The 20,478-nt window shown below is 60.5% G+C and carries 17 protein-coding genes and 3 pseudogenes; 15 read left to right on the top strand and 5 right to left on the bottom strand.

What is annotated here, in order from left to right; translation table 11 throughout:
- Positions 1-8 precede the first annotated feature (8 nt).
- From virB10 to IVA80_RS20235, 4 genes are read left to right on the top strand one after another with little or no spacing between them, the layout of a single operon-like run.
- A complete protein-coding gene (virB10, locus tag IVA80_RS20220) occupies positions 9-1,151 on the top strand; it encodes a type IV secretion system protein VirB10 (RefSeq protein WP_247434169.1) in 1,143 nt (380 codons plus the stop codon).
- Positions 1,148-2,179 (top strand): P-type DNA transfer ATPase VirB11, encoded by a 1,032-nt coding sequence (gene virB11, locus IVA80_RS20225; protein ID WP_247434171.1) that lies wholly within the window; start codon positions 1,148-1,150, stop codon positions 2,177-2,179. Before virB10 ends, virB11 begins: the two co-directional genes overlap by 4 nt.
- Positions 2,145-4,091, top strand: a complete 1,947-nt coding sequence (locus IVA80_RS20230) for a type IV secretory system conjugative DNA transfer family protein (RefSeq protein ID WP_247434174.1) — start codon at positions 2,145-2,147, stop codon at positions 4,089-4,091. The genes virB11 and IVA80_RS20230 overlap by 35 nt, the downstream gene beginning before the upstream one ends.
- On the top strand, positions 4,075-5,244 hold the full coding sequence (locus tag IVA80_RS20235) for an LPD7 domain-containing protein (RefSeq protein ID WP_247434176.1): 1,170 nt from the start codon (positions 4,075-4,077) through the stop codon (positions 5,242-5,244). Before IVA80_RS20230 ends, IVA80_RS20235 begins: the two co-directional genes overlap by 17 nt.
- A 38-nt stretch (positions 5,245-5,282) precedes the next feature.
- Here IVA80_RS20235 and IVA80_RS20240 read toward each other — a convergent pair whose 3' ends face one another.
- Positions 5,283-5,990, bottom strand: a complete 708-nt coding sequence (locus IVA80_RS20240; protein ID WP_276007579.1) for a protein kinase — start codon at positions 5,988-5,990, stop codon at positions 5,283-5,285.
- A gap of 28 nt (positions 5,991-6,018) precedes the next feature.
- Here IVA80_RS20240 and IVA80_RS20245 point away from each other — a divergent pair, with 28 nt between their 5' ends.
- Positions 6,019-6,357 (top strand): hypothetical protein, encoded by a 339-nt coding sequence (locus IVA80_RS20245; protein WP_247434179.1) that lies wholly within the window; start codon positions 6,019-6,021, stop codon positions 6,355-6,357.
- A gap of 14 nt (positions 6,358-6,371) precedes the next feature.
- Here IVA80_RS20245 and IVA80_RS20250 read toward each other — a convergent pair whose 3' ends face one another.
- Positions 6,372-7,601 (bottom strand): ABC transporter substrate-binding protein, encoded by a 1,230-nt coding sequence (locus IVA80_RS20250; RefSeq protein WP_247434182.1) that lies wholly within the window; start codon positions 7,599-7,601, stop codon positions 6,372-6,374.
- 501 nt (positions 7,602-8,102) lie between these two features.
- Here IVA80_RS20250 and IVA80_RS38635 point away from each other — a divergent pair.
- Positions 8,103-8,195: pseudogene (locus IVA80_RS38635) on the top strand (hypothetical protein); the annotation flags it as partial.
- Between the two features lie 141 nt (positions 8,196-8,336).
- On the opposite strand, the pseudogene hemE reads toward IVA80_RS38635, so the two are convergent.
- Positions 8,337-9,367 (bottom strand): annotated as a pseudogene (gene hemE / locus IVA80_RS20255) (uroporphyrinogen decarboxylase); the annotation flags it as partial.
- A 955-nt stretch (positions 9,368-10,322) separates the two neighbouring features.
- Here hemE and IVA80_RS20260 point away from each other — a divergent pair.
- The 5 genes and pseudogenes from IVA80_RS20260 to IVA80_RS20280 all read left to right on the top strand — a co-directional run.
- Entirely contained in the window at positions 10,323-10,586 is a 264-nt protein-coding gene (locus IVA80_RS20260; RefSeq protein ID WP_247434185.1) for a hypothetical protein, read from the top strand.
- A 321-nt stretch (positions 10,587-10,907) separates the two neighbouring features.
- Positions 10,908-12,173 carry a DUF3095 domain-containing protein gene (locus IVA80_RS20265; protein WP_247434188.1) on the top strand — a complete coding sequence of 422 codons (1,266 nt, stop codon included), beginning with the start codon at positions 10,908-10,910 and terminating at the stop codon, positions 12,171-12,173.
- Positions 12,174-12,212: 39 nt separating this feature from the next.
- On the top strand, positions 12,213-12,965 hold the full coding sequence (locus IVA80_RS20270) for a gluconate 2-dehydrogenase subunit 3 family protein (protein ID WP_247434191.1): 753 nt from the start codon (positions 12,213-12,215) through the stop codon (positions 12,963-12,965).
- 24 nt (positions 12,966-12,989) lie between these two features.
- Positions 12,990-14,756 carry a GMC family oxidoreductase gene (locus tag IVA80_RS20275; protein WP_247434193.1) on the top strand — a complete coding sequence of 589 codons (1,767 nt, stop codon included), beginning with the start codon at positions 12,990-12,992 and terminating at the stop codon, positions 14,754-14,756.
- Positions 14,757-14,908: 152 nt separating this feature from the next.
- Positions 14,909-15,106, top strand: a pseudogene (locus tag IVA80_RS20280) (2Fe-2S iron-sulfur cluster-binding protein); the annotation flags it as partial.
- Between the two features lie 363 nt (positions 15,107-15,469).
- On the opposite strand, the gene IVA80_RS38370 reads toward IVA80_RS20280, so the two are convergent.
- Together IVA80_RS38370 and IVA80_RS20285 are read right to left on the bottom strand one after the other, a co-directional pair.
- On the bottom strand, positions 15,470-15,592 hold the full coding sequence (locus tag IVA80_RS38370) for a hypothetical protein (protein WP_256467474.1): 123 nt from the start codon (positions 15,590-15,592) through the stop codon (positions 15,470-15,472).
- A 157-nt stretch (positions 15,593-15,749) separates the two neighbouring features.
- Entirely contained in the window at positions 15,750-16,007 is a 258-nt protein-coding gene (locus IVA80_RS20285) for a hypothetical protein (RefSeq protein WP_247434196.1), read from the bottom strand.
- Positions 16,008-16,325: 318 nt separating this feature from the next.
- On the opposite strand from IVA80_RS20285, the gene IVA80_RS20290 reads away from it, so the two are divergent.
- The 4 genes from IVA80_RS20290 to IVA80_RS20305 all read left to right on the top strand — a co-directional run bounded on the left by IVA80_RS20290 (position 16,326) and on the right by IVA80_RS20305 (position 19,820).
- On the top strand, positions 16,326-16,679 hold the full coding sequence (locus IVA80_RS20290; RefSeq protein WP_247434200.1) for a hypothetical protein: 354 nt from the start codon (positions 16,326-16,328) through the stop codon (positions 16,677-16,679).
- Positions 16,663-17,178, top strand: a complete 516-nt coding sequence (locus IVA80_RS20295) for an LPD7 domain-containing protein (RefSeq protein WP_247434203.1) — start codon at positions 16,663-16,665, stop codon at positions 17,176-17,178. Before IVA80_RS20290 ends, IVA80_RS20295 begins: the two co-directional genes overlap by 17 nt.
- Positions 17,179-17,253: 75 nt before the next feature.
- Positions 17,254-17,832, top strand: coding sequence for a hypothetical protein (locus IVA80_RS20300; protein WP_247434206.1), 579 nt, complete (start codon positions 17,254-17,256; stop codon positions 17,830-17,832).
- A gap of 377 nt (positions 17,833-18,209) precedes the next feature.
- A complete protein-coding gene (locus IVA80_RS20305) occupies positions 18,210-19,820 on the top strand; it encodes an OprO/OprP family phosphate-selective porin (RefSeq protein WP_247434209.1) in 1,611 nt (536 codons plus the stop codon).
- The last annotated feature ends 658 nt before the right edge of the window (positions 19,821-20,478 follow it).

Genomic DNA, 20,478 nt, shown 5'->3' on the forward strand with positions numbered 1-20,478 from the left:
GGCGCGACATGACCGAGCATCACGATGAGACGATTGCCGGCGACCGCGGCATTACCCCTGTGGGAGGCGGGGACAATGGTCGAGCGGCGATGCTAAAGCGCAGCTTCGGCGCGCTGGGGCTGACCGCTTTTGCCTTTCTGATCATCTGGACCACCTGGAAGAGTGATAAGCCGGTGAGCGACTCCGCTCGCAAGCTGATGATCCGGCCGGCGGCGGCCTTTGAACCCGCCCCGGAACCGCCGTCGGCACCGATCACCACAGCCTCGATAGCCATACCGGTCGCAGCCGCCCCAGCGGCACCGGCACCTGCCTCCGACCAGCTCCTGGAGAGCGCGCGACGCGCGCCGGTACTCGCTTATAACCGGCCGATTTCTTCCGGGCGCCCCGCCCGCGATAGCGCCACCGGAAGCGTCCTGACCGACCCCTATGAGTTTGGACGGGGCGAGCCGCGCAACGATCTTGCCGACAAACTGAAGCCCACGCCAATCGAGGGCGTACGCGCGGCGCGGCTTCCAAACCGTAATCTGCTGGTTACTCAGGGCACTTCAATTCCGTGCGCACTGGAGACTGCGATGTCGTCTGATGTGGCCGGCTTCGTCTCCTGCGTCGTCATACGGGACGTGATGTCGGATTCCGGCAACGTGGTGCTCATGGAAAAAGGCACGCAGGTGGTCGGCGAGTATCGCGGCAATGTGCGGCGCGGCTCAAAGCGCCTGTTCGTGCTGTGGACCCGCGCCAAGACGCCGACCGGCGTGATTGCAGCACTGGCCTCGCCGGCCACCGATGCGCTGGGCCGCGCCGGCTTCGACGGCGACATTGACACCCACTTCTTTGAGCGGTTTGGCTCGGCGCTCCTGCTCTCGATTGTCAGCGATGCCTCATCGATCGGTCGTCAGCAGATGCAGGACGGCTCCATCCAGATCAACAACACCGCGGGCGCCACCAACACCGCCGCCGCTATTGCGGTTGAACAGTCGATCAACATCCCGCCGACGCTGAACAAGAACCAGGGCGAACTCGTGAACATCTTTGTTGCGCGCGACGTCGATTTCTCCTCGGTCTACCAACTTCGGCGAATCGAGACCCGGACTCAGATTCTCGACCGCACCATCCCTGGGACCATCGTGGCACCGGCTGTGGTGACAAAATGAACGAGGGTGCATCGAACGAACGCGATGGTGGCCGCCTCGTCCTGGAGCGCTATCTGGAGCCGCTGGCGCCATACCTTGCCGACAGAACCCTGACTGAAATCGTCGTCAACCGCCCTGGCGAGATCTTCGTGGAAGGACGTGAAGGTTGGACCCGGCATGAAGCGCCGGCTTTGACGCATGCCTACCTCTCGCATCTGGCGACTGCCGCCGCCGGTCACACCCGTCAGGACGTCGGTCCGGAGCATCCGGTGGTGTCGACCAGTTTGATCGACGATGAGCGCTGCCAGATCGTGGTGCCCCCGGCTGTCCCGGCCGGGACGATCAGCCTGACGATCCGCAAGCCATCGACCCTGACCATGACGCTTGACGCCTTCCAGCAGGCAAAACTGTTCGACGAGGTCCGTGTCACCGGGAATGAGCTCAGTCCTGACGAGCGTCGCCTACTTGCCCTGAAAGAAGCCGGCGCTTGGCGCGAGTTTCTCGAGCTTGCGGTACGGACCCGCCGCAACATTCTCATTTCTGGAGCGACCGGCTCCGGCAAAACTACCCTGTCCAAGGCGCTGATCGCGGCAATTCCAGCGCAGGAGCGGCTTATCACCATTGAGGACACCGCCGAGCTTGTCATCCCGCACCAGAATTGTGTGCGGCTGCTCTATGCCAAGGACGGGCAGGGCGTCGCCAGAATTGGACCGCGCGAGCTTCTTGAGTCCTGCCTGCGGATGCGGCCGGATCGGATCTTGCTGCAGGAGCTGCGGGATGGGACGGCGTTCTTCTATTTGCGGAATGTGAACTCCGGACATCCGGGATCGATCACGACGGTCCATGCCGACAGCGCCCGGCTTGCCTTCGAGCAACTGACCTTGCTGGTGAAGGAAAGTGCGGAGGGCCGCGACCTTCATCGCGATGATATCCGTTCGCTCCTGCTGCTTCTGGTCGACGTCGTGGTCCAAATGCAGAAGCGCGACGGCCGCTACCGCATCTCGGAAATCTATTATGATCCCGTTCGCAAACGCGACCATGCCCACTAGGTTCGCGCTCGGTAGTGCGCTTGCGGTCGGCGCCATTGGGGTGTTTCTGCTGGTCGCCTCAAATGTTCTGCTGCTCGGGCTCCGGCATCACGATGGTGGCCTGCACTGGTCGGAGATCGCCACCGGCTGGCCCCGTTACGGCACTGACCCACGGTTTGACCGGTGGTTGACGCTTTCAACGCTGGCCGGGGTGATCGTGGTCTTTGGCCTGCTCGGCGCTATCTTACGGCACCGGCCTCTGCCCCTTCACGGCAGCGCTCGCTTCGCTTCCGAACGCGAGATCAAGGCCGCCGGCCTTCGGTCCAAGGAAGGCGTGCTGCTCGGCCGCAAAGACGGCGCACTGCTCTGTTTCGGCGGATCCGAGCATGTCCTGGTCTACGCCCCAACCCGCGCCGGGAAGGGCGTCGGCTATGTCATTCCGAACCTGCTCAATTGGCCGGATTCAGTTGTCGTTCTCGATGTGAAGAAGGAGAACTGGGATCGCTCGGCGGGATTTCGCGCAGCCCATGGGCAAGAGGTCCATCTGTTCGACCCGCTCGAGGAGAACGGTCGCACCGCGCGTTATAATCCGCTGGGCTATGTCCGCAGCGATCCCGGCGATCTCTATGACGATCTGCAGCGCATCGCGGTGATGCTGTTTCCGGCCGAAAGCCGCGGTGATCCGTTCTGGTTCGAGGCAGCTCGTTCGTCCTTTGTGGCGATCGGCGGCTATGTCGCCGAAACGCCGGGCCTGCCACTGACGATCGGCGAGATCCTGCGCCAGCTGTCGGCGACCCAGGATCTCAAGACCCACTTCGACAAGATCATCGCCAACCGCAAGGGGGGTCCTTCCCCGCTGTCGCGGCACTGCATTACGGCGTTGAACGACTTCCTCGCGGCTTCCGAGAACACGTTGAACTCGGTCCGCAAGACCGTGACGGCCCGGTTGGGTCTTTGGCTCAATCCCCGCATCGATGCTGCAACCTCGTCCAATGATTTCGACCTGCGGCAGCTGAGGAGGCAGCCTATGTCGATCTATCTCGGAGTGACGCCTGACAATCTCGACCGCATGGCGCCGCTTCTGAATCTATTTTTTCAGCAGGTGGTCGATCTCAATACCCGCGAGCTGCCGGAACAAAACCCCAAATTCAATCGCAAGGTGCTGCTGCTGCTCGACGAATTTCCGGCGCTGGGCAATGTCAGTGTGCTGGCAAAATCGGTCGCCTTCATCGCCGGATATGGCATCCGCCTTCTCACCGTGGTCCAGAGCCCGGCCCAGCTGCGCGCCATCTACGGGATCGACGCGGCCCGCAACTTCATGACCAACCACGCCGTCGAGGTCGTGTTTGCCCCGAAAGAGCAGGACGTCGCCAATGAGCTCTCGGAGCGTATTGGCTATGATACCGTGAAAGCGCACAGCCGCAGCGGACCAAAAGGGCTCGCCATGCGGTCTACCAGCGAGACGATCTCCGAGCATCGTCGCGCCCTGATGTTGCCGCAAGAACTGAAGCTTCTTCCGAAATCCAAGGCCTTTATCCTCGGCACCGGCATTCCACCCATCATCGCCGACAAGATCGTGTATTACGAGGATGCGGCATTCTTGCCGCGATTGCTGCCGGCCCCGGTCCGGGAGTTGCCCAAAGGCCGCTCAAATGCACTGCTCGACGCCGAACTTAAGGAGCTGCGCTCCGAGATCGCCGAGCTGCGCGCGGTATTCCGGGCGCGGCCCATGACCGACGAGGAGGTGGCCGACCCCTCGACAATTCCTTCCAGCGCCAGTTTCGATTTCGGCGACGTGGATGTCGACCTTGAAGGGTTATCGGAAGAGGATATGAAAGCCTGGACTCTGAAATACATCGACGCCCAGGCCATCCCGCCAGCACGACGCTCCAGCCGCAATCAGAACGGGCAGCAGCATGAACGACAGGCGTGACAATGGCGAGGATTTCAGCCTTAGCCGGCAACATCGCACGGGGCGCCGTCCCGACCCGGACCAGGGAGGGGAGGACACAGCAGCCAAGTCAGCGCCGAGCGACAAGCTGGCCTCTGCGACGGTCAAGGACAACGCGTTGCCTGATCGAATCCGCCGCAAATATTATGTGGTGGCCAACGAGTTGGGGAAAGATGGCCCAGACGGCGAAGCCCGGCTCTATGCGGACGAACGCGGCGAGTACCTCGCGTTCAAGGTCACGGAAGATCGCCTCGTCACCCGGCTGGCCGCCGCCGAAGTGATCCGCGACATGATTGGCGTGGCGCAACATCGGCAGTGGGACGCCCTTCGGGTCCGCGGCTCCGTGGAATTCCGCCGCGAGGCATGGCTCGAGGCTGGCGCGCGCGGAATTCAGGTGCAAGGCTATCAACCAAACGAGCTCGATCGGCAATCGCTCGCCGATCGGCGAGACGTCTGGGATCGAACACACGCCGGGACCCGCGATGCAGAGGCTCGCTCGCCCTCCGACAGAAGCCAGCGCGCGGATCAGCTCGATTACGACAAAGGCGTCTCGGGGCGCCTGATGGAGGTCGGCCAGGCACCCTATCGCAATCGTAGCGATGCCGAGTTGTCCACCTACGTGACCATCGAGCTCGACAACGGCCGGCAGCATCAGGTGTGGGGCGTCGGACTTGCAACGGCGACCGCCGACAGCAAGGCAAGGGTCGGTGATCGCATCCAAGTGCGTAGGGATGGCGTCGAACGCGTCGCCAAAGACATCAAGGTCATAGATGCCGCAAGCGGGAGTGCGCGGATAGATCGGCGGCAGGTGCCACGCAACCGTTGGAGGGTGACGGCGGAGAAGTTTCGTACGGCCGATCGGCAGACGGCGGTGCGGGATCCCGATCTGGTCGCGGCCCACTCGCAAATGGTGGTTATTGAGAAGGCGCTGGAACGCGTGTTTCCGCGGGATGAGCAAGCGCAGCGACATATCATAGAAGCTGCAAAGGAGCGGGTCGCGCACCATCTCGAACACGGCCATTCGTTTGCACGCGCGACGGTTCTGGACTCTGTTCAGGAGCACCACCGAGCGGCAAACGACAAAGACCGGGTGCGTCATGAAGCGCGCGCAAGAATGAAGGAGAAAGAGCGCTGACTCTGCGCTTCCGGCTCTGGGACTGCCCTAGCGTCGGGTTAATGGTCTCCTCGCGTGGTTTGTTTTAGTTTCTGTGGGTGCGATGCTTGGATCTCTGGCCGGTACGCCCAACGGCGCGGTTTTCGGAGCAGCTGTACTCTTAACCAGCGGGTCACGCTGCGGGCGTCGATCGAGCGGTTCATCCGCCCGGTTTGTTCGGGTGCCATGTAGGCAAGCGTACCTGCGATGGTCTCGGGCGGCTCGGGCGCCTGCCGCTCGCGGGACAGGCGCGATGCGATGCCAAACCCAGTGAGCCGCACGTGTTCATCCGCGCAGTCCACCACAATATTAGCTGGCTTGATGTCTTTGTGGATGAGCCCGCGCTGATGAAGCTTGCCCAGAGCCGAGGTTACAGCGATTGCGAGGCGCAAGAAGCGTCCTACCTCCATGGGCCTACCGAGCAAACGATCGAGCGGCTCCCCGCCCAGATCATCGAGCATTAGTACGGTCCGACCGGCGTCGCGCATGAGGGCGAGCGGCCGCGCCGCCCATGCCCCGTCGAGTTCATCTTTCAGTTCGTATTCGTGCGTGAGGCGATCGAGTCTCGCCCGGGTCGGGTGGTCGGCCGCAGGCGCAACAAGTAGCACGGCGAGCCGGTTGCCATTGTCGTCCAGTCGCCAGCCGCGACTGAACACGCGCTCGCCGTCCTCCCACAACACCTGAGAGCTGCCGTCCGAGTACGCGATGTTCAGCGACTGCTGCACCATCTGTCAGCCTCCGCCGTCGGACTTCGTCTTGAAGTCGGCTGATCAAGCTCTTCGCGCGCCACACGCGCGGCCTCTCTCCAGCCTCGAGAAATCGTACTCCATCATCGGAGAAATGCCAGCCTTCCCTTGGTCTTGCCGGGTACGGCGGACGCGGATCCTCCTTCGTTTTAGCGACGATTACGAGCGATTTGCCCGCCCCGACCAAGAGGTGCAGAAGCGCGAGCTGGAACTCGGCGACCAGTTGGTCTACCGCGAGCGCCAGCTGACGCAGCTAACCGACCTTGGAAAGGAAGCCCTTCATGCAGACGTGGCATCGCGCGCATTGAAGGTCGGAGACGTCGCGCCGGATCGACATCCGCCGCTATGATCGAATAAAGGGCTCTAGCCTCCGATTTCGCTGCTTAGTGTGGGCCCGAACAGCTCCCATCTGTCGCCCTTGAACCTCCTGAGCTGCACCTGTTTGATCGGCGCGAAATTGATCGGGCTGGTGTTGATCTTGATGCCGGGCAGCAGGTTGGTGGTCCTGAAGTCCTTGAGGTTTGCAGCCTGCTTCATCACGTTCTCGCGCGTGAGATTATCGCCGCACTGCTTGAGGACCTGCACCAGCGTCTGGGCCATATTGAAGCCTGTCATCACCAGACTATCGGCCCGATTGCCTTGGGGGAAAACGTCGGCGAGGAAGTCGTCGAAGGCCTTCATGCCGGGATCATCCTTCCATTGCGGATCGAGCGCGTCCATCAGATGGGTCACCGAAATGATGCCCTGGGCGTTTTCGAAGCCGGCGGGCCTGATGACGGCTCCGATGGAGGTGCTTACGCTGTTGAGGACGTGCAGTGGCTTCCAGCCGATCTCGGCCGCCTTCCTGATGGCTTGTGCCGTGAACTTTGGCGTGGTGATGTCGACGAATACGTCGGCATTGAGCGACTTCATCTTGACGACGTGCGAGTCGATGGTCGGCTCGGCCACCTCATAGGCGTCTTCGGCAACGATCATCGACGCAGCCTTGGCGCCGAGGCCATCCTTCAGGCCTTTGAGGTAATCCTTTCCGTAGTCGTCGTTCTGGTAGAGGACGGCGATCTTGGCGTTCGGCTTCTCCTTCAGAATAAACCTCGCGTAGATCAGTGCCTCGTTCTGAGAGTTGGGCGACCAACCTATAGTCCACGGGAAGTTTTGCGGATCATTCCATTTGGTCGCGCCGGTCTGCACGAATAGTTGCGGCACCTTCTTCGCGTTCATATATTTCTGTATGGCGGTGTTGGACGGCGTGCCAAGCGAGCCGAAGATGAGAAAAACCTCGTCGCTCTCAACCAGTCTCCGCGCCTGCTCGACCGCTTTTGGTGGACTGTAACCGTCGTCATAGGAAATGAATGTGATTTTGCGGCCATTGATGCCGCCTTCGCCGTTGATCTTGCGAAAGTAGGCGGCCTCGGTCCTGCCTGTAATGCCGTAAGCCGACGCCGGCCCGCTGTAGGGCATGATGTTGCCAATCTTGATTTCGGTGTCGGTTGCTCCTGCATCGTATTTCTTCTGGGAAAGTGCGCTGCCTCCGCTTGCAGCAAGCACTATGATGGCTGTCGAAAACGCCACCAATCGTCGCGCGACGAAGGACATCTCGTTTCTCCCTATGAACCAATGAATGTGTCGATCGATATTGGCGCACTCGGGAGATCTCGCTCGGATCTCTCCTCGGAGAGTGAACACCATTCATCAGGCGTTGTCGATCTTCACGAACGCCACTCGCGTGTGCTTTCGGTGCAATTCGTGCGATTCGTCAATGGAGCTGCCCCTAATTCTCAAGACTAAGGCCCGCCAAGCTAAGTGCGACGATGGGGCCGATAGATGACCGAACACAGTGCCGGCGCTGAAGATCAAACAACCGACGGGACTTCTGCTCAGGGACTTTGTCGTGTGCAGACGATGACGCACGATCCTGACCTGCGCATCTGTTCGCACAAGGATCATCACATCGGGAGTCGAGAGGTCTTGGTGCGCTGCAAAGCGAAGTTGAATTCGAGGCTGCTGTAAGCGGGTTGGGAGCCGCGGCTGGTGCCGCGTCATTTGGAACTTCGATGGCGGCAAACCCTGTCCGGTCCGGCAACGCGCAAGAGCGCGATGGCGCTGGCGCAGACCGAGGAAATTGCCCGCCGGCTTGCCGCGGCTGCTCCCGGTCTCGATCTCGAGATCGTCAAGTTCGAGACGACAGGCGTGGTGTGTTCATCGAAGCATCGCGTTCCGGACCTGCCGACAGGTCGCGCGGTCGGGCTTGAGCTGCTGCAAAAAGGTGCGGCCGACATCATCGAGCGCAGTCGGCCGGTTTGATTGTCGCGAATCACAGCTCTTATATGCCCGCACCCGTTTCAGCATCTGCTCGACATGGGCGATCGGCGTCTCAGGCAAGATTCCGTGACCGAGATTGAAGATCAGCTGTCCCTTGGCATAATCGGAAAGCACGTCGTCGACCGCGCGATCGAGCGCCGCGCCGCCGGCGACCAGGACTAGCGGATCGAGATTGCCCTGAATGGCGGCGCGCTTCTGCACACGCTCACTGATCAATGAAGGTTCTGCGGCCCAGTCGATGCTGACGGCGTTGACGCCGGTTCCTTCGACATAGGAGGGCAACAGTGCGCCGGCGCCGCGGGGAAATCCGATGATCTTGGCGTCCGGTGCCTTCGCGCGCACGCCCGCAACGATGTGGCGCCGCGCCGGTTCGATCGACCAGCGTTCGAATTCCCGAGGTGGCAACACGCCAGCCCAGGTGTCGAAAATCTGCAAGGCGTCGGCGCCGGCCGCGAGCTGTCCGAGCAGATATTGGATCGAGTTCTCGATCAGCACGTCGATGATGCGGCGAACGCATCCGGATGCTGATAGGCCATCATCCGCGCCGGCGCCTGGTCGAGCGTACCCTGTCCGGCCACCATATAGGTCGCAACCGTCCACGGTGCGCCGCAAAAGCCGATCAGCGCAGTCGTCGGATCGAGCTCGCGGCGCACTCGCCGCAACGCTTCATAGATCGGCTCGAGTTTCACAAAGTCGACTTGCGTTGAAAGCGCGCGGGCCTTTTCCGGCGTGTCCAGGGGATCGAGCCGTGGACCTTCGCCCACCTCGAAGCGCACCTCGCGGCCGAGCGCGTAGGGAATGACCAGAATATCGGAAAAGTTAATCGCGGCGTCGAAATTGAAGCGGCGGATGGGCTGCAGCGTGACCTCAGTAGCATATTCCGGCGTGAAGCAGAGATCGAAAAAACTTCCCGCCTTGGCGCGCGATTGCCGATATTCCGGCAAATAGCGGCCGGCCTGCCGCATCATCCAGATTGGGGGAATTGGTTGTCGATGTCCGGAAAGGACTTCGATAAAAGGCTTTATGGCAGGGCTTTGGATCAAGGCGGGTCCAGTGCTGATCAACAAGTATGCGAGTGCTTCTGTAACGCCGGGAGTGACCTCGCCAAGTATTGGGCGTGTCAGAATGTTTTTGTAAGAGCGCCTCTGTGAGGGGTTTGCGGGGTCCGCGGACTGATCCCATGGGTTAGTCCGCCGACCGGATTCGACATCACTTCCCGATCGCGAAGGCGCATGGACTGGGGCAGCTGATTATGGACATACATACCACCCTCGGCGACGCCATCCTCTGGGTTGCCGGCGTGCATGCAGCCGTGGCTCTCGTCCACCACTTGCTATCAGCGCGATGAAGTCTTTCAGTCGATCGCTCGGGGCGCATGAATGACTAGTCCGAGCTGCTGCGGCGACGCGTTTTCCCTCCGAATCCGGCGAGCTGGCTCCGGCAGAATCACTCGGTCTCATGTCGCGCTGCCCTTCAAGGAACGGGAGTTCCTTGGGACGGTTCACCCGCACAAGGCCGCTACTGGTCTTGCCGATGGTCCAGCCCATGCCACCTTGAAGGCCGTGCGGTCTGCGATCTCGCTCAGCGCCGCCCGCAACTGGCACCGCTTCTTGCTGCCGCGGGATGCGGAAAAGCACGAAGTTGTGCAGTACCGCCTGGAATGTGACCGCGGGATTTTCTGCCAGGGCATCGCGCAAGGCCGGCGTACGGTGCTCCGTCAGTTCGGCAATAAGCCTATCCTTCAATGGCCCTGCCGCATCCTCTTCATCTGCTTCGGACGGCGGCGCGCGTTGGCACACGCAACCTCGATTGGGCCAAGGGCGGAAAGACTCTGCAGATGCAGCTGGTGGCATTCCTCGCTCGGGCATCACGCGGCGCGGCGGCAATAACGATCGTCTATCGACTCTATGACGAGAGGTGATTTCCCTCTCCGGCTTTGCAAGGTCATTCTCGTCGGGTGGTGGATAGTCATCTTCAAAGCGAACAGGAGCTACCGTGACTATTCAAGTCCGCGGCCTCGCGATTGCGCTCGCAATTGCTGTTCCTATCGCGGTGGCTGCAACGGCCGAATCGTCTGCTGCTCCGATCAATGGCACGTCGATCAAGGCGGCGGTACCAGCCGCGACGACGGACGTGCGCTATCGGGTGCGGCGAGGTTATCCTACTGATAATTCGTACCGGGGCTATCCGACCTATGACTACTCCTATCCCGGTGAGGCCAAAGCTTGGCCGTGTGCGGCTCCCTCGAGCTGCCGCTAGCCAACATGTATTTGAGACATCATAGCGTTCCTCGATCATTCGCACGTCGCTCTTGGAGCAAGCTGAGAAGAGTTCAGCGTGAGCGTATGTCTTCTGCCTTATCCTTGCGCATTTCATCGAGCTCAGTGCTGGTTATTCACCGATGCGGGATGTTCAGTTGGCCGAGTGGTCCAAAGAGGCTATCGCAACAAAGAATCAACGGAAGCTCATCACTGACGGTGACGACGTGGTAGCTAACGGTGAAACAGGCTTATTGGTAAGCTCACGCGCGCATCCCGGTCCTGTTGGGAGGGTTTGGGATAACGACAAAGGAGCGAGCAAATGACGCTCCAAGACAGCTTGACGGGCAAATCAGCTCATGAACGCGCCTTCTCAAGCACGAATACGGAAAGCGCGAGTACAGAGCATTTCTACGCCAATCTGAAGCCGTTCGATAACTTCTCACAAATAACGCATTTCGATCGCTATCTCCCCTTACCGCGCGATTGGTTCATCGGAATTGCCGATGTCGTCCAATCGACGACGGCGATCAAGACCGGCCGATACAAAGCCGTCAACACGGTGGGCGCTGCGGTGCTGGTCGCCATAACCAACGCGTTACCTGAACTCTGCTTTCCCTATGTTTTCGGCGGCGACGGAGCGACCGTAGCGATCCCCGGCAAGTATCTTGACGAAGTGAAGTATGCATTGGTGCGAACTGCGGCTTGGGCAGACGATACTCTCGATCTTGTGCTTCGAGTCGCGATCGTTCCCGTTTCTGCAATCCGCGCAGCCGGTCACGATGTTCGTGTCGCGCGATATGCCGCGTCCGAGAACGTCTCGTACGCCATGTTCACCGGCGGCGGCATGGCGTGGGCGGAAGGACAACTCAAGAAGGGAGAATTCAAAGTACGCCGCGCACCGTTGAATGCCAAGCCCGATTTATCAGGGCTCTATTGCGGATTCGGGCCAATCCCTACCGAGCAGGGCACCATCCTCTCTATCATCGCCATTCCGGTCGAAGAGCAAAGGTCGTACGCGGCGTTGGTAGCGGATGTTTTGGCCTTGATCGAATTTTCCTCGCGTCGATCGGGCCACCCGTTGCCGGAGGGCGGTCCGTTGCCTGCCTGGCTCGGAGGCAAAATCCAGAGATTGCTTGATAAGCACTCCTCACACGCGCACCTTCTGACGGCCATCGCAGATGCACTACGAGCCATCAAGACGCGATTCGTTCTTTCAGCAGGTATTCGCATGGGCCAGTTCAAACCCCTCAAATATCGACGAGAGATTTCGAACAATACGGATTTCAGAAAGTTCGACGATGGCCTGAAAATGACGGTGGACTGTTCGCCGGAAATCGCAGATGCTATCGAGGCTCGACTGGTTTCGGCCCAGCTCTCTGGCGTTTGTGTAGCGGGCACACATCGTCAGAGGAGCGCGCATCTCACCTGTTACGTGCCTTCAAACATCCGGTCAGATCACGTCCACTTCGTTGATGGGGCCGACGGAGGTTACGCCGCGGCAGCGGCCAAACTCAAAGCAGGCAAGACCGCTGTCATGGCAGGCATGGCAGCAGCGCGAGCTGTTGATACTCCGGCGGCACCTTGACACTTGCGGGCCGTCACAACTTGAAGGGCGAGGTCAGCCATGACCATCAAACGTCGTGAATTCGTTGTTGGAGCGGGCGTCATTGGCGTCGTCGGCGTAACTGGCGGATCAGTCGCCCCACAACCCGCATCGGCAGAGCATGCGATGCAGATGGGCGCGAAGCAGACTGCTCAAGCATCCTCACCCGCACAGACGGCAACTTCCGCACCACCCGAGAAGCGCGCTTACACGTTCCTCAATCCCGATGAGGCCACCTGGGTCGAGGCGGCGGTCAATCATATGATTCCGGCCGATGACTTGACGGCCAGCGGCGTCGATTTGGGCATTGCCTATTTCATCGATCAGCAATTGGCAGGCGGTTTCGGGCAAGGCGGTAAAATGTTTATGCAAGGTCCATGGCATCCTGGGGTGCCCCAACAAGGATGGCAGGTTCGCCTCTCTCCTGCGGAAGCTTATCGCGCCGCCATCCCGGCGATCAACGCATACTGCACCAAGACCTACGGCAAGGACTTTTCATCGATCACGGAAAGTCAGCGCGATGAGGTCTTAAATGATCTCGGCACAGGCAAAGCGGATTCGGGACCGCTTCCTGCTGGCCTCTTCCTTGATCTGCTTTATCAGAACGTGATGGAAGGCTTTTTCAGCGATCCCGCTTACGGCGGCAATCGCGATAAGGCTGCGTGGAAGATGATCGGCTATAGCGGGGCGACCGGGAACTTCGTCGACCTGATCGAGACGACTTACAACAAGCCTTACACCGAACCAAGCCAAAGCATTGCTGACTTGAGCTGATTTTCAGATCGAAGGAGAATTCCGATGGCGACGAAGTTGAAACCCGTCGACGCAGTCATTGTTGGTTTTGGCTGGACCGGGGCTGTGCTGGCTAGGGAACTGACAAAAACGGGACTCAACGTGCTGGCGCTTGAGCGCGGCGGGATGCGCGACACTATCCCGAACTTTGCCGCGCCGATGATACATGACGAATTGCGTTTCGCCATTCGTCATGACCTAATGCAGGACGCCTCCCGCGAGACTCTCACCTTTCGCAACAACGTCGACCAGACGGCGCTGCCGATCAGGCGCTGGGGATCGTTCTTGCCGGGAAATGGTGTGGGCGGCGCAGGCGTCCACTGGAATGGCCAGCACTATCGGTTCGCGCCCAGCGAGTTCAGGATCCGCAGCCACTATGGCGAACGATACGGCAAGACGTTCATTCCTAAAGAAATGACGATACAAGATTGGCCAGTTACGTACGACGAACTTGAGCCCTACTACGACCGCTTCGAATATCTCTGCGGCACCGCCGGGAAGGCCGGCAACATCAAAGGCGTGATCCAGGAGGGCGGGAATCCTTTCGAAGGGTCCCGTGCGCGCGAATATCCGAACCCGGCGATGAAGCGCAGCTTTCAAATGAAGATGTTCGAGGATGCTACGCGGGAAATGGGGTTTCACCCCTATGTTCAGCCATCCTCCGACGTTACGCAGGCCTACACGAACCCTGAGGGTGTGGACATGGGCTCCTGCGTGTACTGTGGGTTCTGCGAGCGCTTCGGTTGCGAAATGTCAGCGAAGGCAAGCCCGCAATCGACGCTTCTGCCACTTCTGCTGAAAGACCCTAGATTCGAATTACGCACGCTTTCTCATGTCACTAAGGTCAATCTTGACTCCGGCCGCAAAAAGGCAACCGGCGTTACCTATATCGACTCGCAAGGTCGCGAGTTCGAACAGCCCGCCGATATGGTACTGCTCTGCGCATTTGGTCTGCATAACGCACGGCTGATGATGCTCTCGGGAATCGGTCGCATCTACGATCCTAAGACCGGTAAGGGTGGCGTTGGGCGCAACTATGCCTACCAGATGTCCAGCAGCGTTACCGCGCACTTCAACGATAAAGTCTTCAATCCGTTCATGGGCGCCGGTGCGTGCGCCATGATCATAGATGATTTCAACTACGACAACTTCGATCATGGGCCGCTCGGCTTCGTGGGTGGTTCTTACATCTGTGTCGAGAGCAAGGGGCAACGGCCGATCGATTTCCGCAACCTGCCACCAGGCGAGCCTCGCTGGGGCAAAGGCTGGAAGCAATCGGTTGCCCACTGGTATAACCGAACTTTCGTGATCGCGTCTTTCGGCAGCGTCACAGCCCAGCGCAGCAACTATCTTGACCTCGACCCGAACTATAAGGACGGCTTCGGCAATCCCCTGCTGCGGATGACGTTCGACTTCAGCAAAAACGATCTGGACATGTCGAAGTACTGCACCGATCGTGCAGCCGACATTGCCAAGCACATGAACCCGGACAAAATGGGCATCAACTATCGCAAGGGCCCTTATTCGATCGTCCCTTACCAGACGACGCACACGACAGGCGGCACCATTATGGGAGCCGATCCGACAACCAGCGCTGTCAACCGCTATCTGCAAAGCTGGGATGTTCCCAACGTGTTTGTTATGGGCGCCGGCGCCTTTCCGCAAAACCCGTCGCACAATCCGACGGGCACTGTCGGAGCTCTGGCCTATTGGGCGGCCGATGCAATCACAACGAAGTATCTGAAATCGCCGGGGCGCCTGGTCCCGAGCTGAGCACGTCGGACCAGCGCCGATGGCGCCAGCCATCGAGTAGAACGCGACCCCATGGAGCACGATCTGAGGTTATTCCGGAGCGGCCGATGTACGCCAAGGTTGGGGCGCTTACGGCGCCTTACCGTCACACGCGATAATATCACTGGTGCAGAATGGCATATGTTCTCACGGTAAACGGCAAGCCGCATACGATGGACGCTGACGGCGACACCCCGCTGCTGTGGGTGCTTCGCGACATGCTCCAAATGACTGGCACCAAGTTCGGATGCGGTATGGCGCTGTGCGGCGCGTGCACGGTGCATCTCGAGGGCGCGGCGACAAGAGCCTGTATCACTCCGATTGACAGCGTCCGGTCACCGAGTGATCACCGCGGGCGGTGACCGGGCGGACAAGCTATCTGGCGGGCCTTCTCAAAGCGGCGTGAGAATCTGCCAGAAGACCAGCAGCACCACGATCACCATCATGACGTAGATAATCCTACGGCCGGTCTGGTTTATTCGGCTCATCGGATCACCCTGCACGGTTTGCCCTTCTTGCGCTGAGGCCCGCCATCTGGTGTCGGCCCTCCGCGGTTCAAGGCCCTCATGATGCCAACCCCAGCTTGCGCCCGTCTACCTCGACGATCATCCTCGAACGGCCGCCCCCAGCCCGCCTTCATCAGATGCGCTTCACACTGTCCGCGATTGCGCGTTCAACTTCTGATGCGAGAACCGTCAGGTGATCGGCCAACCTCGTGAAAAGCTTCGTTTCTTCGGGGCGGTCGCCAGATCGCGGATGAGGGCGCACTCCGCCGCATCCGCGCGAAGCTTTTCCAACTGAGCCTGCATGTCTTTCATTGCGGCTACTCCGTTCCCCCGAGGGAACAATATAGCAGCGTCCGAAAGTGAACAGAACTGATTGCCGGATGCTCCTAATGTCGGGATCCCTTGGCGATGACATGCCGCCTAGGGACCTCCGACGGCCCCGGCACATAGGGGTGTGCTGGGGCCGTTTCTATCCGTGCCCTTCAGCCTTGATCAGCCGCACGTAGGTCCCGCTCTCGTGCAGTTCGAGCCAGCCGTGCTCGACTGCATACTTGATGCCGGCGCCGAACTCCGTGCCGCTTCCCTTGAGCGTGTAGAGGAAGGGATAGTTGATCTTCTCAATGTGGATGCGACCGTCCTGTACCGGCTCGATGCTCGACGCTAGCTCAACCAGCTTACGCGCGGCGACTTCCGGGTCGGCGAAGGGGCGTTCTGTGACGAGTTTCATTGCAGGAATCAAAACCTCGAGCCCATCCTTGGCCTAACTCGCCCGAGACTGTCGTGCCAGTTCGGGACGATATGCACAGATCCTGCGGCGCCGCATGCCGATCAGACCAGGCGCAAGCCGATGCGAGACCACGGCTGATCCTGCGGAAGCGTGTCGAGCCGCCCGTCGACCCTGCGATCGCAGCGGCCGTTCAGACACTGGATGCTGCAGGTGACATGGCCGTCGGCCAGCCATTCCGCGGGGCTTCGGGGCGGATAATGGCCGGCCCATTTCGTGTATCCTTGCGCCGGGCTTCCACCCGTTGTTGCCGACAAGATCGTGTATTACGAGGACAAGGCATTCCTGCGGCGTCTGCTGCCGCCGCCTACTCCGGAGATGCCCAAGGGTCGCTCGAATGCGCTGGATGCAGAACTCAAGGAGCTACGCGCCGAGGTCGCTGAACTGCGCGCGGTCTTTCGCTCGCGGCCGATGACCGACGAGGAGGTGGCCGATCCCTCCGCGATTCCTGACGGCGCCAGTTTCGACTTTGGCGACGTGGACGTGGACCTCGAAGGGCTCTCCGAGGAAGAGTTAAAGGCCTGGCCCCTGAACTACATCGACGCCCAGGCCATTCCGCCGGCGCGACGGTCCGGCCGCAAGCAGAACGGGCAGCAGCATGAACGACAAGCGTGACAACAGCGAGGACTTCAGCCTTGAACGGCAAGATCGCACAGGGCGCGGTCCGGGGAGAAACGAACCGGGCGACCAGGCGGAAGCGAAGTCAAAGTCGGCCGCCAGGTCGTCCGCCGCGATAGTTGATGACAATGCGCTCCCCGAGCGTATCAGTCGCAAATATTACGTCATTGCAAATGAGACCGGAAGAGACCGGCATAGCGGGGAAACGCGCTTCTATGCCGACGAACGTGGCGAGTATCTGGCCTTCAAAATCACGGAAGATCGACTGGTCACCCGGCTGGCCGCAGCGGAAGTAATCCGGGACATGGTCAGCGTGGCACAACATCGCCAATGGGAGGCACTTCACGTCCGCGGCTCCGCGGAATTCCGACGCAAGGCCTGGCTTGAGGCTGGTGCGCGTGGAATAAGTTCAGGGGTATCAGCCGACCGATCTCGATCGGCAGGCGCTGGCCGACCGAAGAGAAGTCCGGAATCGAAGATACCCTCGCACGCGTGAGGTTGAGACTCGTTCAAATGTTGACAAGGACGCGCCCACGGCAGGTTCGACTACGACAAAGGCATTTCGGGGCGTTTGATCGACTTCGGCCAGGCACCCTACGGCAATCGGAACAACGCCGAGACGACGGCCTACGTGGCCATCGAGCTCGACAACGGCCAGCGGCATAAAGTGTGGGGCGTGGGTCTGGAAAAGGCGATCGCCGACAGCAAGGCAGGGCCCGGCGACCAAATCCAACTGCGCCGGGAGGGCGTCGAGCGCGTCCTCAAAACTATCAAGGTCATCGATGCAGCCGGAGGTGCGCGAACGGAAAGGCGGCAGGTGCCGCGAAACCGCTGGCGTGTGACCGCGGAGAAATTTCGCGTAAGCGACCGACCTACGGCCGCCCGGGATCCCGATCTGGTCGCGGCACGGTCGCAAGTCGCCATCATCGAGAAGCTGCTAGCACGCGCGTTCCCAAAGGACGAGCGCGCACGTGAGAGCATCATTACAGCCGCAAAGGAGCGCATCGCCCAACACCTCGAGAAGGGGCATTCGTTCAGGCGCGCGACAGTAATGGAACCCGTTCGCGGTGAAAAACTGGGCCGTGACAAGCACGGGGATTATCAAACCCACAAGAGTGAACATGTCAGACTGCAAGAGCGAGAGCGCTGAACGGAGGGTTCAAGCCCTCTTCGAACTGCTCTGCATCCTCCGTTATAGTGCTCCGGCAATCGCGCCGGTAGCCACTTAATCATGACGACAGATACCTTGATGTGACAGAGAATTCCTGCGAAGGTCGCATCGATCAGCACGGGGGCGCACGACAGGATCGGCATCGCGTCGAGCGCTCTTGGCCACAAGGTCTAGTTTATGGTCAAGTAGTGCGACGATTCTCCGACGGCATTTGAGCTCACTCGGCGCAACGTTATTGCAGGTGCGTGCGTCGGCGGAATTGACGACGGCTCCGAGCGACCGACGTAGTTTATGTGATCCTGGCGCTCGGGTTGTTGAATGAGGGTGGACGTCTCATGGAAAGCAGGGGATGTGAAATGCTCAGGAAAGCATTTGCAACGGCGCTGGGCATCGCCGGTGCCCTCGTGGTGTCGCAAGCTCATGCCGAGTCGGCAGGCAACAGCGAGCAGGAGATCGCGCTCCTGAAGCAGCAATTGAAGATGCTGGAGCAGAAGCTCGATAAGCTCCAGAGCCAGACTGCCGCGAACACGGCCGCCACGGCGAAGGCCAAAGTCGAAGCAAGGGCAGAGGCAAAGGCCGAAGCGCGGTCGGAGGCCAAGGCCGTCGTCGCCAACGCTAGTGCTGCGATCCCGCTCAAGGGCCCTGCACCGGCATCCGGCGTTGTCGTAACGATGCCGAACAACCGGCCAACCATCTGCACCGCCGATGGAGCGAACTGCGTCGCCATCACTGGCCGCGTGCATTGGGATGTCGGCGGCTACGACTATCGTCCCAACACCGCGGCCACGGTGCCGCAGAAGCTCGACAGCGGCGAGAACGTCCGCCGCGCCCGCATCGGGCTCGCCGGCAAATTCTTCAACGACTGGAATTTCGCACTGGTCTACGATTTCGGCGGCACCTCCGATGGATTTGGCGGCGCAGCTCCGGGATCGCTGCCCGGCGGCGGCGTCTCCGGCCTCGAGAATGCCTATCTCAGCTACACCGGTTTGAAGCCGTTCGGCGGAAGGATGGCAGTCGAAGCCGGCATCATGGACCTGCCCTACACGCTGGACGAGGCCACGAGCTCCAACGACATCATGTTCATGGAGCGGGCCTCGCCGGGCATCATCGCCACCAACATTGCCGCCGGCGACTTCCGCTCCGCGGCCGGCACGCGGTGGTACAACGACCAGCTCTGGATCGGCGGCTATGTCACGGGACCAGCGACGGGCGCGATCCACTCCGCCTCGAGCGCCGCGCCAGCCGGCACCAGCGAGCAATATGGCGCCGTGGCGCGCGTTGCAGGCAACCCCATCAGCGGCAAGGACTATTCGGTGCATATCGGTGCCGACGCGCAGTGGCTGATCCAGCCGCCGCGCAATCTCATCGCCAACACACAGACGGTCACGCTCAGCGACCGTCCGGAATTGCGTCTGGACCCGACGACGCTGGTGTCCACCGGTGCGATCGCCAATGTCTCGGGCGCGCAGGTCTACAGTCTCGAGGCGGCCGCCACCTATGGACCGCTGATCCTCCAAGGCGAGTATTTCTGGTACAATGTCGATCGCACCGCCAACACCGGCGTGCCGCTGGTCGGTGCGTCGAGCCTGAAGTTCCAGGGCGGTTACGCGCAGGCCGGCTACGTGCTGACCGGCGAAGGTCGTAGCTATAATGCGGCGAACGCGGCCTATAACGGCGTCAAGCCGGCGCATCCGTTCTCGCTGGATGGCGGCGGCTGGGGTGCCTGGGAAGTCGCCGGACGCGTGAGCCAGATCGACCTCAACGATCAGCTCGCGACCGCCAATGGCATCGCCGGCGGACGCCAGACCGTCTACACGCTCGCACTCAACTGGTATGTCAACGGCAACGTCCGCTTCATGCTCGACTACCTGCATGGCAATATCTCCAAGCAGGCCTCGCCGGTCTCGACCGCCGATGTCGGCTCGAAATTCGATGCCGTGGCGATGCGCACGCAGTTTGCCTTCTGACGCAATCTCTTGCAGGAGTGTTTTGTCGGCTTGTTTTTATGCGCGTCCGGCCCTGTTTCCGTCGCGTCGACCCAGAGACGCCTCAATAATACGAGCGGGCGCGTGTCTCATTCGCCGTAACCGGTTCAGTCGTTCCGCAGGCACTGAGTGTGTATCGGCCTCGAACATTGGGTTGGACTCAGATCCGATGATGTTTCTGCCGAGCTTGCGTTTCTCCAGCGGAGGACTCAGGATCATGCAAGCTAACATTTGGATTTCCTTCTTTGTGACGAGTGGGTCAGTTATCCAGAGCGCAGGTGATTCATGTGACTCGATTATTGTAGCGGTCCGAGCGGAAAGCGGCGTGGCCGAGTGCGCATCGTGCGGGCGAGATCAAGAATCGTAGCCCATACGACCGACAGGCTGCAGATTTGGCCTATACAGGCAAGGAAAATGCGCCTTTGCGTGATCACCCGGAGGTTCGATTGCGAGGTGCCCGATTGTCGGCGGCGCATTTTCGCTGAACGGTTCGGGGACGATGGGCGAGCGGCTCGACCAACGTCGAACGACCAAGCGAACCCAATCCCAAAAAGCCAGCCCGAAACCCGGCCCGCGGATTTGCGCCACTTGGTGAAGTCGTGAGGGGCTGCCTTTCTCATTGCTTGGATCGATGTTGCGG

This window comes from Bradyrhizobium sp. 139 (genome assembly GCF_023074175.1).
GTDB lineage: Bacteria > Pseudomonadota > Alphaproteobacteria > Rhizobiales > Xanthobacteraceae > Bradyrhizobium.

Bases quoted from the DNA above. Each gene is read 5' to 3' on its own strand.
- virB10 (WP_247434169.1), top strand. From the start codon at position 9: ATGACCGAGCATCACGATGAGACGATTGCCGGCGACCGCGGCATTACC.
- virB11 (WP_247434171.1), top strand. From the start codon at position 1,148: ATGAACGAGGGTGCATCGAACGAACGCGATGGTGGCCGCCTCGTCCTG.
- IVA80_RS20230 (WP_247434174.1), top strand. From the start codon at position 2,145: ATGATCCCGTTCGCAAACGCGACCATGCCCACTAGGTTCGCGCTCGGT.
- IVA80_RS20235 (WP_247434176.1), top strand. From the start codon at position 4,075: ATGAACGACAGGCGTGACAATGGCGAGGATTTCAGCCTTAGCCGGCAA.
- IVA80_RS20240 (WP_276007579.1), bottom strand. From the start codon at position 5,990: ATGGTGCAGCAGTCGCTGAACATCGCGTACTCGGACGGCAGCTCTCAG.
- IVA80_RS20250 (WP_247434182.1), bottom strand. From the start codon at position 7,601: ATGTCCTTCGTCGCGCGACGATTGGTGGCGTTTTCGACAGCCATCATA.
- IVA80_RS20265 (WP_247434188.1), top strand. From the start codon at position 10,908: ATGACGCTCCAAGACAGCTTGACGGGCAAATCAGCTCATGAACGCGCC.
- IVA80_RS20270 (WP_247434191.1), top strand. From the start codon at position 12,213: ATGACCATCAAACGTCGTGAATTCGTTGTTGGAGCGGGCGTCATTGGC.
- IVA80_RS20275 (WP_247434193.1), top strand. From the start codon at position 12,990: ATGGCGACGAAGTTGAAACCCGTCGACGCAGTCATTGTTGGTTTTGGC.
- IVA80_RS38370 (WP_256467474.1), bottom strand. From the start codon at position 15,592: ATGAAAGACATGCAGGCTCAGTTGGAAAAGCTTCGCGCGGATGCGGCG.
- IVA80_RS20285 (WP_247434196.1), bottom strand. From the start codon at position 16,007: ATGAAACTCGTCACAGAACGCCCCTTCGCCGACCCGGAAGTCGCCGCG.
- IVA80_RS20295 (WP_247434203.1), top strand. From the start codon at position 16,663: ATGAACGACAAGCGTGACAACAGCGAGGACTTCAGCCTTGAACGGCAA.
- IVA80_RS20305 (WP_247434209.1), top strand. From the start codon at position 18,210: ATGCTCAGGAAAGCATTTGCAACGGCGCTGGGCATCGCCGGTGCCCTC.